The 14712-nt window shown below is 46.6% G+C and carries 16 protein-coding genes; 7 read left to right on the forward strand and 9 right to left on the reverse strand.

Annotated features, from left to right (window positions below; translation table 11 throughout):
* Positions 1-10: 10 nt before the first annotated feature.
* The 3 genes from F458_RS0101185 to F458_RS0101195 all read right to left on the reverse strand — a co-directional run bounded on the left by F458_RS0101185 (position 11) and on the right by F458_RS0101195 (position 2520).
* Positions 11-1087: an efflux RND transporter periplasmic adaptor subunit gene (locus tag F458_RS0101185; protein ID WP_018981540.1), complete on the reverse strand. Its 1077-nt coding sequence runs from the start codon at positions 1085-1087 to the stop codon at positions 11-13.
* A 185-nt stretch (positions 1088-1272) separates the two neighbouring features.
* The gene (locus F458_RS0101190; RefSeq protein WP_018981541.1) at positions 1273-1668 is read right to left on the reverse strand and encodes an OsmC family protein; all 396 of its coding nucleotides are present in this window, start codon (positions 1666-1668) and stop codon (positions 1273-1275) included.
* A gap of 3 nt (positions 1669-1671) precedes the next feature.
* Positions 1672-2520 (reverse strand): CvfB family protein, encoded by an 849-nt coding sequence (locus F458_RS0101195; RefSeq protein ID WP_018981542.1) that lies wholly within the window; start codon positions 2518-2520, stop codon positions 1672-1674.
* Positions 2521-2588: 68 nt separating this feature from the next.
* Between F458_RS0101195 and F458_RS0101200 the strand changes: the two genes are divergently transcribed.
* From F458_RS0101200 to F458_RS0101215, 4 genes are read left to right on the forward strand one after another with little or no spacing between them, the layout of a single operon-like run.
* On the forward strand, positions 2589-3335 hold the full coding sequence (locus tag F458_RS0101200) for a 5-oxoprolinase subunit PxpA (RefSeq protein WP_018981543.1): 747 nt from the start codon (positions 2589-2591) through the stop codon (positions 3333-3335).
* Complete coding sequence (gene pxpB / locus F458_RS0101205) at positions 3335-4030, forward strand: 5-oxoprolinase subunit PxpB (protein WP_018981544.1); 696 nt, start codon at positions 3335-3337, stop codon at positions 4028-4030. The genes F458_RS0101200 and pxpB overlap by 1 nt, the downstream gene beginning before the upstream one ends.
* Positions 4023-4994, forward strand: a complete 972-nt coding sequence (locus tag F458_RS18860; protein WP_018981545.1) for a 5-oxoprolinase subunit C family protein — start codon at positions 4023-4025, stop codon at positions 4992-4994. The genes pxpB and F458_RS18860 overlap by 8 nt, the downstream gene beginning before the upstream one ends.
* Positions 4991-5857, forward strand: coding sequence for an aminotransferase class IV (locus tag F458_RS0101215; protein ID WP_018981546.1), 867 nt, complete (start codon positions 4991-4993; stop codon positions 5855-5857). Before F458_RS18860 ends, F458_RS0101215 begins: the two co-directional genes overlap by 4 nt.
* 79 nt (positions 5858-5936) lie before the next feature.
* Here the strand turns inward: F458_RS0101215 and fur are convergent, their stop codons facing one another.
* Complete coding sequence (gene fur, locus F458_RS0101220; protein ID WP_018981547.1) at positions 5937-6365, reverse strand: ferric iron uptake transcriptional regulator; 429 nt, start codon at positions 6363-6365, stop codon at positions 5937-5939.
* 304 nt (positions 6366-6669) lie between these two features.
* Here fur and F458_RS0101225 point away from each other — a divergent pair, with 304 nt between their 5' ends.
* The gene (locus F458_RS0101225; RefSeq protein WP_018981548.1) at positions 6670-8676 is read left to right on the forward strand and encodes a methyl-accepting chemotaxis protein; all 2007 of its coding nucleotides are present in this window, start codon (positions 6670-6672) and stop codon (positions 8674-8676) included.
* Positions 8677-8736: 60 nt separating this feature from the next.
* Here the strand turns inward: F458_RS0101225 and fldA are convergent, their stop codons facing one another.
* From fldA to F458_RS0101250, 5 genes are all read right to left on the reverse strand, one after another.
* The gene (gene fldA, locus F458_RS0101230; protein ID WP_018981549.1) at positions 8737-9261 is read right to left on the reverse strand and encodes a flavodoxin FldA; all 525 of its coding nucleotides are present in this window, start codon (positions 9259-9261) and stop codon (positions 8737-8739) included.
* Between the two features lie 26 nt (positions 9262-9287).
* Positions 9288-9506 (reverse strand): DUF2788 domain-containing protein, encoded by a 219-nt coding sequence (locus tag F458_RS0101235; protein WP_018981550.1) that lies wholly within the window; start codon positions 9504-9506, stop codon positions 9288-9290.
* 89 nt (positions 9507-9595) lie between these two features.
* Positions 9596-10387, reverse strand: a complete 792-nt coding sequence (locus tag F458_RS0101240) for an alpha/beta fold hydrolase (RefSeq protein ID WP_083928557.1) — start codon at positions 10385-10387, stop codon at positions 9596-9598.
* A gap of 137 nt (positions 10388-10524) precedes the next feature.
* Positions 10525-10926, reverse strand: coding sequence for an H-NS histone family protein (locus tag F458_RS0101245; RefSeq protein WP_018981552.1), 402 nt, complete (start codon positions 10924-10926; stop codon positions 10525-10527).
* A 109-nt stretch (positions 10927-11035) separates the two neighbouring features.
* Positions 11036-12685, reverse strand: coding sequence for an electron transfer flavoprotein-ubiquinone oxidoreductase (locus F458_RS0101250; RefSeq protein ID WP_018981553.1), 1650 nt, complete (start codon positions 12683-12685; stop codon positions 11036-11038).
* A 291-nt stretch (positions 12686-12976) separates the two neighbouring features.
* On the opposite strand from F458_RS0101250, the gene F458_RS0101255 reads away from it, so the two are divergent.
* Both F458_RS0101255 and F458_RS0101260 read left to right on the forward strand, forming a co-directional pair.
* Entirely contained in the window at positions 12977-13726 is a 750-nt protein-coding gene (locus F458_RS0101255) for an electron transfer flavoprotein subunit beta/FixA family protein (RefSeq protein WP_018981554.1), read from the forward strand.
* The gene (locus F458_RS0101260) at positions 13726-14652 is read left to right on the forward strand and encodes an electron transfer flavoprotein subunit alpha/FixB family protein (RefSeq protein WP_018981555.1); all 927 of its coding nucleotides are present in this window, start codon (positions 13726-13728) and stop codon (positions 14650-14652) included. The genes F458_RS0101255 and F458_RS0101260 overlap by 1 nt, the downstream gene beginning before the upstream one ends.
* Positions 14653-14712 lie beyond the last annotated feature (60 nt).

A 14712-nucleotide genomic window follows, 5' to 3' on the forward strand; every position in this document is an offset into this window, starting at 1 on the left:
TACGGTGCAGTTAGCTGTTTACGATATTAACCGGCGTCGCATCTTTCAGATTTTGATGGCCTACGGTAATGACCTCTTCAGTACCATTTAATCCCTTGAGAATCTCAATATACTCGCCCTGCTCAATACCTGGTGTTACCTCAACCTGATTGGCCACGCCCTCATTAACCACAAATACAGAGGTTTTATTATCAATTGTCAGCAGTGCCCGACGGGGCAACAGACGTGCCTGTTGGTGAGTGGCATAATTGAGTGCCACGTTGGAAAACATACCGGCCTTTAATTTTTCTGCCTGATTAGGCACACGCAGGGTAACTTTGAAAGTACCTGTCTGTGCGTCGATAACCGGACTAATGCGAATGACAGAGGCTGTGACGGGTGTTTCAGGTACCGCTGATACTCGCAGTTTGGCGTGCTGACCCACGGCGATATTAGGTAACTCGCTTTCTGGCAAATAAACAATTCCCTGCAGCACCTTTTGCTGCACAATGTGAAACATGCGCTCGCGTTGAAATGACTCAGTCAGATTTCCTACTTTGGCATTATTTTCTGCGATGTAGCCACTTATTGGCGCAGTAATGATTGTTTCGGCGAGGTCAAGCTCAGCCAGCTGCACTGATGCTCTGACCGATTCATATTGGGCATTGAGTTTTTCGTAGGCATCATCACTGACCAGCTTTTGTGAATAAACTTTGTTGACTTTATCGAGTTCCTGTTTGATACCTCGTAAATCGGCGCGTGCTTTGTTGAGGGCAAGCTCATACCTTTTTTGATCCAGGCGGGCAAGTATCTGTCCTTTTTCCACATAGTCACCTTCCTCTACCAGTATTTGTTCAATGATGCCGGATGCCCGGGCCACCACAAATGCCTCGTCGATGGCTTGTAGCGTGGCAGTTGTTGAATAGGTGGCATCAATATCACCAATGGTAACACTGGCGGTTTCTACCGGAATTTTAATTCTTTCGGAGGTGTCTTTTTCGGTGGCATCTACAGCTTCGACGTTGCCACAGCCGGCAAGTGTAAGTGAAGTGGTGCAGGCTATGGCGGCCAGGGTTAAGCGAAACGAACGTGCAGATAAAACATCCATGATAAAGTCCTGTAAAACGATAGTAATCACTGTATGCCAGTGACTTCAGCAGGGTATATGCCAACATAGCAAAATTTTTAAATGTTTTATTTATCAGATGGTTATATTTTTATGCGGGCAATAAAAAAAGCCACCCAATGAGCCAGGTGACTTTTCTGATTAAAAAGTTGTCGTTTTGACCAGTATCAGGGTTCGATAGTATAACTTGTTGAAATATCGACACTCTTATTAAGCATCAGTATCACCGAGCAGTATTTTTCTGCAGATAAAGATACCGCGCGTGCCACCGCTTTATCAGTAAGGCCTTCACCTTTTACTATGTAGTGCGCATGAATAGATGTGAAGACCCGCGGGGCCTCATCCGCGCGTTGTGCAGACAGCTCACATTCACAGTGTGCAAGTTCATAGCGTCCTTTTTTGAGGATCTCCACCACATCAACGCTTGAACAGGCGCCGACCGACAACAACACAGATTCCATCGGAGAAATAGCATTTCCACTGCCATCCATCACGGTTTTGTAACCGCTATCGGTAACGCCTGTGAACGATAAATCGTGATCCCACACCACATTTGCTTTCATCGATTAATCCTTTTGTTCTGTTCGGCGTATCGCCTGTTTATCAATGACAATTTTGCGTTGTTTATACAAATTCCCTAACGCTTTTTTGTACGCTGCTTTACTGACTTTAAAGCGGGCATAAATTTCATCTGGGGGGCTTTTATCAGTTAAGGTTGACAGCCCGCCATGAGCATCCAAATCTTCTAAGATAGCATCACTGAGGGTATCCCGGCCGTGCTTATCGGTACGCTGCAATGCAATGTCCAGTTTGCCATCTTCTCGCACAGACTTTATGACAGCATTGATAGCGTCTCCCACCCGCGGTGGAATAAAGGCATCTGAGTGAAACAGTAAGCCTGTGTGGGTACCTTCGACCACGACTTTGAAGCCCAGCTCTGTTTTAGCATAAACCAGGCAGTCTACCGCCTGACCTGCAAAGAAATTTTCACCATGTTCATTTAAAAAAGGGTGCAATCGCGTGGCGCCCAGAATACGGTGAGTTTTCCTGTCAAAAAAGGCGTGAACAACATAGTTCATACCCAAATCCACAGTACTTTCCTGATGCTGCAGAGGCACAAGTAAGTCTTTTTCCAGCCCCCAGTCAAAGAAAGCGCCGAAGTGGGTCACATTAACGGCTTTTAATACCCCGGTCTGACCTACCTCAATCACCGGGCGGCGGGTTGTGGCGAGTAATGAACCGGTTTCATCAGGAAAGACAAAAACCTCAATGGTACTCCCGGCTGCAAGATTTGCCGGTGCTTCGGCCGTCGGCAGCGTGACTAAACCTTCGGTGTCACTGCCCGTAGAAAGCTGAAAACCGAATGGAAACTCGCCCACCACTGTGAGCCTGTTTAATGTACCAACCTGTATCATGGCGCCTGACTGTCGATGAAATTAAAGGTAATATGATAACGCACATTTGAAGTAAGAGCGAAACAACTATGTTATTGAATTGCGATCTGGGTGAAAGCTACGGCGCGTGGAAAATGCCGGTGGAAAACGCGATCATGGGCCTGATTGATCAGGCCAATATAGCGTGTGGGTTTCACGCTGGCGATCCGGTAACACTAAAACGATCGTTAGCCCTTGCCGCAGAGCATAATGTCACTGTCGGCGCGCATCCGGCTTATCCTGATTTACAGGGTTTTGGCCGCCGCAGCATGGCGATGAAGCACGCTGAGCTGGTAGCATGCATCCAGTACCAAATAAGCGCCCTGCAAGGGTTAGCCAGTCTTTACCAGACACAGGTCAAGTATGTAAAGCCCCATGGTGCTCTTTATCACGATATGATGCGAAATGAGATCACCAGGGATGCGATATTCCAGGCGCTGGCAGATTTCACTTCCCATCCGTTAAAAATAATGGTCCAAGCTCACCCTCAACATCACGTTATCGCACAGCATGCACAAACCTATGACTTACCCGTGATGTTTGAGGCATTTGCCGATCGGCACTATGAAGCTGATGGCTATCTGATGTCCCGTCACAAAGCCGGTGCGGTGCTTAATGAACAACAGGCGATTGAGCAGGCCCGGGCTATTATTGAGCAGGGCACAATTACCGCTGCTGATGGGACAGTCTTATCGTTGCCGGTAGATACACTTTGTGTACATGGAGATTCGGCAGGTGCTGTAGAAATGGCCCGGGCCATCAGACAAATTATAAATAGTAAGGAGAGTTCTGACTAATGCGTTTTTTTGGTCGCATTAAAGATATTCAGCCTGCCGGTATTGATGGTGTCATCATTTATTTTAGCGGTGATACACTTACTGACAAAAATGATGCGGTTCAGGCGTTAGCCAGAGGACTCAGAGCACAGCGTCTGACGTGGCTTAAGTCTCTCATCGCCGGCTACGATTCGCTGCTGGTTTTATTTGATTTGCAGCGGGCCGATGTCCACCTTGTATACCGTACATTAAAGAACACACAACCTCGTGAAGCTGGTGCCGATGAGCACAGTCATTATGAGCTGCCTGTGTGGTACGGCGCTCCCAGTGCCAACGATATAGCCGTGGTCAGTGAGAAGACCGGACTGAGCGAAGATGAAGTCATTGCAACCCATCTGCGGCAACAGTACCGGGTTTTTACTGTCGGCTTTTCTCCGGGCTTTGCCTACATGGGAGAAACCTCAGAATCACTGAGCTGTCCGCGGCTGGAATCGCCAAGAAAGAAAGTGCCGGCCGGCGCAGTGGCGATTGCGGACCGCCAGACAGCAGTTTACCCAAACGAGTCACCAGGCGGCTGGAACTTGTTAGGTCTGTGCCCCTTACCGCTATTTAAAGCGGATGGTAGTCAACCCATCACCTTACGGGCCGGCGATACGGTTAACTTTGTACAAGTTGATGAAGCAACGTTCAGGGAGCTGGCAGATAAACATGGCTGAAATAACTTTGCTAAATAGTGGCTTGCAGACTCTTGTGGTGGATGCTGGCAGGCAACCACAGGCCCAGGAAATCGGCTTTTGTGCCTCCGGCGCCGTAGACTTATTATCCTTTGAGCTGGTCAACTGGCTGTGTGCGAATCCTCTGGATACGCCGGCATTGGAATGCATTGGCGAGGTCGTTTTTTCAGTCAGCCACGCTATGGAGATTGCAGTGGGCGGTCCGGCGGTCAGTGTGCAGCAAAATGGGGATGAAGTTTCAGCATGGCAGAGCATCAATCTTGCAGCCGGTGACACAGTGACTGTTAGCCCCAGGCGACTTGGCACTAAATCGTATATCGGCCTGGGTGGTGTGCTGGATTTGCCCGCAATTAAGGGAAGCAAAACGATAGTCACCCGGGAAGGCGTCGGTGGTATTCATAATGATGGTAAGAGCTTACAGAAGGACGATACACTCCCTGTTGCGGTGCATTCGATTCAGGCTATGCGTGAATTAGAAGCGCATGAAATACCCGATTATACCCTCGAGACGCCTTTGGATGTGGTGGTGGGTTACCAACAGGCCCGGTTTGATAACTGGCAACAGCAATTGTTTTTTGCCAGCGAATATACGGTGTCTAATGATATTAACCGAATGGGCTACCGGTTGACCGGTCAGGCTATAGAGGTTGAACCAGAAGAGATGTATTCTGAGGGTATCAATTGCGGGGCAATACAGTTTCCCCCAGACGGTCAGCCTATAGTTATGCTTGCTGATCGCCAGACACTGGGCGGTTATCCTAAGATTGGCTGCGTTGCTGACTATGATATATACCGCCTGGCCCAGGCAGTCCCGGGTGATGTTGTCACCTTTCGGGCAATTGATGCCGATAATGCCAGAGGAAAGTGGTTACTCTGGCACCGCTTGGAAGAACTGATTTTTGACAGCCACCCTAACTCCAGCCACCCGGAAACAGAACAGAGATGACTTTAGCGTTTTTAAATGATGAGTACTTACCGCTGGACCAGGCGCGAATTTCGCCCATGGACAGAGGGTTCTTGTTTGGCGATGGCATCTATGAGGTTATCCCTACGCAAAACGGGAAAGCCATCGGGCTGAGCGCCCACTTGCAGCGTATGAGCCGCGGCCTCAACGACATTGAGATACCCAATCCTATGCAAAAAAAGCAATGGGAAAGTGTTATTCAGACATTGGTAACACACAACGCTACTGAATTTGAGTCCTCGTCTATTGGTGTTTATCTACATGTCTCCCGGGGGACAGCGGCCCAGCGCAATCATGCATACAATGATAAGATGGTGCCTACTGTATTTTGCTATGCGTTTGAAATGGCGGCTCCACCCGTTCCGGACAGGACGGCGGTTAAGGGACTCCATGTGGCGCTAGGCCGTGATTTACGCTGGCAACGCTGTCATATTAAATCGACCTCTTTACTGGGAAACGTTTTGCATTATCAGCAGGGCGTGACTCAGGGTAAACAGGAAACCATTTTGTTAAACCAACACGATGAGGTAACGGAAGCTGCCTCCTGCAATGTGTTTGCAGTTATTGATGGTCAGATAGTTACGCCAGCTCTGGATCATCAGCTTCTGCCTGGTATAACCCGCCAGCTTGTTATCCAGAGTTTACGGGAGGAAGGGACTATCGTACGTGAGCGTGCCATTACTAAAAACGCACTGTTGCAGGCGGATGAAGTGTGGTTAAGTAGTTCCAGTAAAGAAATTACGCCGGTGCTGAGCATCGATGGCAGACCGGTGGGCGAAGGCTGTCCCGGACCCGTATGGGAAGAGAGTTTGCGCAAATTCAATAAACATAAATTTACCTTTTAACGCTATCTGTAACTGATAAAAAAAGCCCGCCGGATGGCCGGCAGGCTTTTAACTATTCGAACGACACCAAATGATGGTCTTAATCATTTAGCTGATCACAGTCCTTGTCGGCGCATTCGCCGTAAAGATATAAGCTATGGTGGGTCAGCTTCATATTATTTCTTTCGGCGACTTCAATCTGTCGCCGCTCGATAACATCGTCTTCAAACTCAATCACTTTGCCACATTTAAGGCATACGAGGTGATCATGATGATCCTTATGGCTGATTTCAAAAACTGATTTGCCGCCTTCAAAGTGATGGCGACTCAGGATGCCAGCATCATCAAACTGATTCAATACACGGTAAACCGTGGCCAGACCAATTTCCTCACCCTGTTCAATCAATATTTTATACACATCCTCAGCGCTGATGTGTTGATTCTCTGGCTCCTGCAATATCTGCAGGATTTTCAGGCGCGGTAACGTTACTTTCAGACCGGCTTTCTTAAGCTCTTTATTTTGATCCATTGAATACCAACTTCAGGGCTGCGTTCGAGGTGACGTTATTATAGGTAAATTGACATGATTTGAAAGGAAAAGCCGCTTTTTGTCAAACTGACGCGCAAAAATTAATCATCCGGCGGGTTTGGTATTAATTTGTATAATTTGTGAGCTGTTGATAGCTATCGAAAATATACGAAAGAATGATAACAAAATTGCCGCTATGGCCAATAATTAATTTAAAATATTAATCCTGCGTTAAAGATAAATTTACTTAGTGATAACAATTTTGTATGTTATTGCTGCAACGACAGGGACAGGAAAGTAGTAAATGCAGTTGACCGTAGTCAGAAAGATAATTTTAGGGTTCGTAACATTTTGGTGTCTGCTGTTTCTCATAGGTGTGCTGTCTTATGCAGGTTTGTCCGATATCCGTGAAGCGGCTCGTTCTGTTGCAAACGAAAAAATGCCATTACAGATTCAGATGATGGAAATAAAATCTGAAACTCAGTCTCTGGCAACGATTATTGCAAATGGCTTTTATAAAACAAGTGCAGAAGAACTGATTGCTAATCGCGACGCTTTCAGCCAATTATCTAACAAATTTGTCACCCAACTTGACACATTGCTGCAGTCTCGCCCGGATAGTAAGGTAGTCGCTCAGGCAGTCCGGGATGGTAAGGCATTTATTAGCCACAGTCAGCAGATGTACGATGCGCTAATGCAGCGGATTAGTTTGGCACAGGCACTGGATAACCAGCTGAGTCTATTATTGAGTATGACCGATGAAGCCAGCGCATTGATGTTGGACTTGAGCTATATTGATAGTGACGATCCTGCCATTCAAACGTTGATCGGCGCAGGTACAAATATTGACAACAAGCTGCTGACCCTCAATACCGCATTACAGGAATTAGCTGAAACAAATAGTGGTGAGATAACTGCCAATATTGTCGAAGACCTGAATTATCAGCTGAGCAATCTGCAGGTTGATAAGGACTATCTGAACCGGTTGGCGCAAGGTGTTGAAAATAGCGGCACCGTTGAGGCTTTCAATGAACAATATGCTCTGGTCTTCCAAAATCTTACAGGAAACGACGGTCTGATTGACCTGCAGCAACAAAAGCTAAAGGCCATTACAGCCAGCCAGGATTATCGGCAAAGCGCCGACAACGCACTGGATGCTGCGATGGCGACGATAAATACGCTTTTTGACAGGGCCAGCCAGTCTACGCTAGAGGGGCAGCAGAGCATCCTGCAGACAGTGCAGGAAAGCGTTGTAGAGACTCTGATTGTTTCTGGCTTAGGGTTGATTGCAGCCATTGTGCTGGGAACCATAGCTACACGCAGTATTGCTCGTCCACTGGCGCGTATCAACCGCGGGCTGAGTCAGTTGTCACAAGGAGACCTAACCTGTCAGTTGGACAGCGATGGGCGCGACGAGTTTGCTGCACTGGCCCATAAGGTCAATGTGTTGGCCGCGAGTTTGCGCGAGCTAATCGGTAATATTCTGGCGCAGGAGGAACAACTTGACAGGGTCTCAAAAGAAAGCGTTGCGATGGGTGAGCGTTCGTTAAATGGTGTTGCTGAGCAACGTGAGCAGATTCGAAAAACCTCGCACAATACAGCAAATGTTCAACAGACCAGCCACAGTAATCTGGCCCAGATTAATGCTTCGACTGCCTCGCTGAATAAGGTGGACAAACAAAGTGATGTTATTGCGCAACTGGTAGCGCAATGTCGTGAGCAGAGCCATCAACAAGCCAGACAAGCAGAGACGTCAGCTGAGACCATTGAGCGACTCGAAGCAAATAGCCGTAATATAGGTAGTATTCTCGACGTCATTAAAACTATAGCTGAACAAACCAATTTACTTGCCCTGAATGCTGCAATTGAAGCTGCCAGAGCCGGCGATCAGGGAAGGGGATTTGCCGTCGTGGCTGATGAGGTAAGAACACTTGCTACTCGTACTCAAAATTCTACCGAAGAAATTGAAGGTATGATTGCCAGTCTGCAACGGGATGCCAGGCAGGCAGTACAGGCTATTGATGCAGGGAAAATGCAGGCCGATCAGGGAGTAGAGATTATTGGCCAGGTAAATGAGCAGGTGAGTCAGATTCGTGAAATTATCAACTCATTGAGTAAAATAAACCACACCATCGTCAGCGACACGGAACAACAGGACCGCTTGCTGGCTGACGTGGCTAACAGCCTTAATACCATCGTTGGGCTTGCTGATGCCAGCGCGGAAAATACCCAAAATGCGAATCAGTCAGTTATGCAACTGGATGCTCAAATGGAAAGCTTACGTAATGCGGTTGAGCGTTTCAGGTTGTAAAGAATAGCGGAACAAATTAAAAGGAGCTGCCCTTTAAGCAGCTCCTTTGTGTAATAGACGCTAGGCCAGTTCAGCCAGGCACAGCTCTTCGTGAAGCTGTTTACACCAGGCTTTAACCCGTTCGTCAGTAAGCTCCGGCTGACGATCCTCATCAATACCTAAGCCCACAAAATGTTTATCATCTGCCATACCTTTGGACGCTTCGAACTCGTAGCTTTCGCACGGCCATTCACCAACCAGAATGGCGCCACGAGGTTCGACGATATCCCGAACCATGCCCATTGCGTCAAGAAAATACTCGGCATAATCTTCCTGATCACCACAACCAAAAATGGCCACGAGCTTATCGGTGAAATCTATTTCTTCCAGTTCGGGAAAAAAGTCATCCCAGTCACACTGCGCTTCACCATAATACCAGGTAGGTATGCCAAATATCAGCAAGTCGTATTCAGCAATGGCTTCTTTGGTACTTTTGGCGATATCAAAAACGTCAATCAGGTGCTTACCCAATTCTTTTTGAATCATCTTGGCGACGTGCTCAGTATTTCCGGTGTCGCTTCCAAAAAAAAGGCCAACACTTGCCATAATTACCCTCTATCATTTAACTGTTTTTACACACCTGTACTTAGTAAGAAAACTTCTATCAACCCTTTTGCTAAAAAACCCATGGCCCCGGCGCCGAGCACGCCATACACTACGAGCTTTCCTATCAGGGGAACATCATTTTTCTTAAGCACATCATGTACTGCCAAACCCATCAAAATGAACAGGCCACCAAGGCCAATATAAATCGAGACGGATTCAAATAATTCGTAAGTACTGTTGGGCATAACACCCCTTTCTGATCAGGCGCAGACTATACCATATCTTAATTCAATGGCGCACAGAAAACCGCTTAAATTTATCTCATGGAGTATCACTAATCGCTATTAACCCTGGAAAAAAATTGGTCAACTGCTCTGTTAAATGCGTCAGGTTTTTCAGCATGTAGCCAATGGCCGGCACCATCAATTACCCGTGCTTTTGACTTTGGAAAAAGCTGAGCAATAACACTGCGATGCTCTAAGCTAAGATAATCCGATTCTCCACCTTTTATAAATAAGGTGCTTTTGGCGAATTGCAAGTCGCAATCCGGCCAGCTTCGGATAGCATCATAATTTGTAGCAAGCCCGTTTAAATTAAAACGCCATTGCCACCTGCCTTCTTCATCCTGAAATAAGCTTTTTAACAGGAACTGTCTGACACCTGATATGGGAATGTGTCGTGCCAGCTGCGTATCTGCATCACTACGCTTGTCCACTTTTTCAAGATCGACTGCCTGTAGTCCCTTAATGATTGATTCGTGGCGAGCCGGATAGGTAGCCGGGGCAATATCGGCAATAACCAGAGCGCTGATATAATCTGGTTGTTCCAGCGCCGCCATCATGGCGACCTTGCCGCCCAGGGAATGCCCTAGTAAATAAACCGAATCCAGCTTTAATTGGTTAACAATAGCCAGGACGCCATGGGCACTGTCAGACAAGGTAAAACCCTCTGTGTGCGGCGATTCACCATGGTCCGGCAAATCAATACTAAGCACATTATATTGATTTTGGAAATAACGGCGCACGATAGCCAGATTATCCAGGCTGCCAAAAAGGCCATGAAGTAACACTAGCCAGGGCGCATCCTCGTGGCTATGGGAGATTTCGTAATTTAATGAAATTGACATAATGAAAACTTTCAAAAAAGAATAGGGAATGTGCTACACATACGCAAGCAGTGTATTAAAAGACTTACCCGTAGAGATTTACAAGTATAGCGAAGTGCAAAAAAGGCGACATCAGTCGCCTTTTTTGTGCGTTACTTCTAAATTGAAAAATTCTGCAATTGTTCGCCGTCTTCAAGTGCTTGTTTGAAAACTTTCGGCATTCTGCCAATACCTGTCCATTTATGTTCGTTGCCTTCCTTATCAGTCAGCCTGTATTTTACCGGGCGTTTTTTACCCGTCTTACTTTGTTTTGACGCAGGCAAAGAGGTCGACTCAAGATCACTGACCGCCAATCCTGCTTCTTCCATTTGTTTCTGGATTTCAGCAATCTTTGCCTTCTTTTCCTCTTCTACTTTTTCTTGTTCAGCAGCCTTTTCACGGCGCTTTTCAATTATGTTATCCAATTTGCCACGAACTTCTTCAAGTTCTTCTAGTGACAATTCTTTTACTGCTCCCTGTAAACGTCTTCCGTGGGTTAAAATATCTAAAAACTCGCTCATTTATTAACCTTACGTTTATATGTGTTAGTTCTTTAATTATAATAGTTAATTTTTATACAAAAAAAAAGCAACCATCGGCTGCTTTTTTTTTAAAACGAATTAAAAATAATTACATATTGGGATAATTAGGTCCGCCGGTTCCTTCTGGCGTTACCCAGCAAATATTCTGTGATGGATCTTTAATATCACACGTTTTGCAATGAATACAATTTTGCGCATTGATCTGAAACTTTTTATTTCCCTGATCATCATCAATTACTTCATAAACGCCGGCCGGGCAATATCGTTGCGCCGGCTCCGCAAATTTAGGCCAGTTGATCTCAATAGGTATTGATGGATCTTTGAGTTGCAGGTGACAAGGTTGATTCTCTTCGTGGTTTGTATTGGACAGATAAACTGATGAAGGTTTATCAAAGCTCAATTTACCATCTGGCTTTGGATAGGTAATTTTTTCTACCTCATCGACAGTCTTCATCTGGGCATAATCTTGTGAATTATCCGTTAAGGTTTTTCCAAAAAAACTACCGCCAAAGAAGTTCTGCTCCAATGTGTTAAATGCCCCCCCCCAGAAATTTCCGTATTTATGAACAGCCGGCCCAAAGTTGCGGGATTTATATAATTCGTCATACAGCCAGGAAGCTTTGATATTTTCCTCAAACGTCTGCAGTTCTTTTTCCTGAGTCTGCTGGTTAAACGCCTCGAATAATGTTTCAGCAGCAACCATACCGGATTTCATCGCCGTATGATTACCTTTTATTTTGGCAAAATTTAGCGTTCCGGCGTTACAACCTACCAGCAGGCCTCCCGGAAAGGTCATTTTCGGCAGAGAATTGAAACCGCCTTTAGTAATGGCGCGAGCGCCATACGCTACGCGCTTGCCTCCTTCAAGATACTGACTAATAGCAGGATGGTGTTTTAACTGCTGAAACTCATGGAAAGGGCTCAGGTATGGATTTTCGTAATTCAGGTCGATAATCAGACCCACCAGAACCTGATTGTCCTCCGCATGATAGAGGTAACTGCCACCGGTTGCTTCATCTAATGGCCAGCCTGCTGAATGAACAACCAGGCCGGGTTTATGCTTAGCTGGGTCAATATCCCAAACTTCTTTAAATCCAATGGCGTAATGCTGCGGGCTGGCATTTTTGTCAAGTTCAAATTTCTCAATGAGGCTTTTACCGAGATGACCCCGCGAGCCTTCTGCAAAAATTGTATATTTGGCCAGCAAATCCATACCGGGCATATAGCTGTCTTTCTTTTCACCCTGTGTATCGAGGCCCATATCCCCGGTAGCGACACCGCCCACACTACCATCCTTGTTGTAAATAATATCTGCAGCAGCGAAGCCAGGGAAGACCTCTACACCCAGGGCTTCTGCCTGTTCAGCCAGCCAGCGGCAGACATTGCCCATTGAGACAATGTAGTTACCATCATTGTGCATGGTCTTGGGGGTCATCCAGTTAGGCAGCTTGCGCGCAGAGGTCGCATCATTGAATAAATAGATTTCGTCTTCGGTAACCGGCGTATTTAATGGCGCGCCTTTTTCCTTCCAATCCGGGAAAAGCTCATTTAGTGCGCGGGGTTCGAACACCGCCCCTGACAAGATATGTGCGCCCACTTCTGAGCCTTTTTCCACGACACAGACCATGAGTTCCTGCTCGGCGTCATTAGCAAGTTGCATGAGTCGACACGCTGTGGCCAGACCGGCAGGTCCGGCACCAACGATGACCACGTCAAACTCCATTGATTCACGTTCCATGGGTGGCTCCTTAAAATTCATTGTTATAGTGCACTATAGGTGAAACAAATAATGCCAGGTGTCAAAAAGTTGTAAATTAATTGTCGTCTCGAAAGGTAATGCAGGTTGACGTTTACGTCAACAGGAAGTAGATTGCAGCTTAGTTTACGTTAACGTAAAGCAAGTTGGTTTCAATGTATACTCTACGTTAATGCAGGGTAAACCTTTCTTCGTCCATCAACCATATAAAGAGGCTGATGATATCAAGACAGGGTGGTACATCACCGGCTAACTCAAATTTTGAGGTAACAAATGAAAATACTTGTACCAGTCAAACGTGCAATTGACTACAACGTGAAGGTACGGGTTAAAGCTGATTATTCCGGCGTTGACCTGGCCAATGCAAAAATGGCAATAAATCCTTTTTGTGAAATTGCTGTTGAAGAAGCAGTAAAATTGAAAGAGCAGGGTGTGGCAACCGAAGTGGTGGTTGTTTCTATCGGTGACAAGAGCTGTCAGGAGCAAATCAGAACCGCTCTTGCGCTCGGTGCAGATCGGGGGATCCAAATCGACACCGATGAAAAGCTGGACTCGCTTCAGATTGCTAAATTACTGAGTAAGCTGGTGGAAAAAGAATCACCGGACTTAGTCATTCTGGGCAAGCAGAGTATTGATTCTGACAATAACCAGACCGGTCAGATGCTGGCTGCGCTTACTGGCATGCCCCAGGGTACCTTCGCCTCGAAAGTAGATATTGACGATAACAAAGTCAAAGTAACCCGCGAAATTGATGGTGGTCTGCAGACCGTTCAGCTGGATTTGCCCGCGGTGATTACCACAGATCTTCGCCTTAACGAACCGCGCTATGCATCGCTGCCAAATATTATGAAGGCTAAGCGAAAGCCGCTGGATGTAATGCCAGCTGCTGATTTTGGTGTGGATCTGTCATCTAAAGTGAAGGTACTTAAAGTGAATCCACCGGCCCAGCGAGAAGGCGGTGTTAAAGTAGACAGTGTCGCGGAACTGGTTGATAAGCTCAAAAACGAAGCGAAGGTGATCTGATGACAGTATTAGTTTATGCAGAACATGATAATAATGCGCTAAAAGGCGATACCGCCAAGCTGATTAGTGCTGCCACACAAATGGGTGGTGACATTCACGTGCTGGTTGCCGGCTCAGACTGCGCTGGTATTGCCGAGGCAGCGGCAAAAATTGATGGTGTAGCAAAAGTTGTTGTTGCAGATAATGAGGCTTATGGTCATCAGCTGGCTGAAAACATCGCTGAATTAGTGGTTGAGCTGGGTAAAGACTATGATCACATTGTGGCGAGTGCTTCCACGACGGGCAAAAACTTTATGCCCCGGGTAGCTGCTTTACTGGATGTTGCCCAGATATCTGACATCATCGGAGTTGAGTCGCCCGATACATTCGTGCGACCAATCTATGCAGGTAATGCTATTGCCACTGTGCAGTCAGAAGATACCATTAAAGTCATCACGGTTCGCGCCGCTTCCTTTGATGCGGTCGGGCAGGATAACAGTGCACCGGTCGAAGCGTCAGATGCAGTCAAAACATCTGAAAAATCAAGTTTTGTCGACGAGCAATTGACTGAGTCAGAACGCCCGGAACTTTCTGCAGCAGATATTGTTATTTCCGGCGGCCGGGGTATGCAAAATGGGGAAAACTTTTCTCTGTTAGAAGGTATTGCCGATAAGCTAGCTGCCGCGATTGGCGCTTCACGTGCAGCCGTTGATGCAGGCTTTGTGCCTAACGATATGCAGGTGGGCCAGACAGGCAAAATCGTCGCTCCTCAGCTGTACATTGCGGTGGGTATTTCCGGTGCTATCCAACACCTGGCCGGCATGAAAGACTCCAAAGTCATCGTGGCCATCAATAAGGATGAGGAAGCCCCGATTTTCCAGGTAGCAGACTATGGTCTGGTCGGTGATTTATTTGATATTTTACCTGAGCTGGAAAAATCGATCTAAGTCTCTATAAATAATCAGGGTTGCGCTAGCGACCCTTTTTTTCTTACGCTTTTTCGATAT

Source organism: Salinimonas chungwhensis DSM 16280 (assembly GCF_000378185.1).
Taxonomy (GTDB): domain Bacteria; phylum Pseudomonadota; class Gammaproteobacteria; order Enterobacterales; family Alteromonadaceae; genus Alteromonas; species Alteromonas chungwhensis.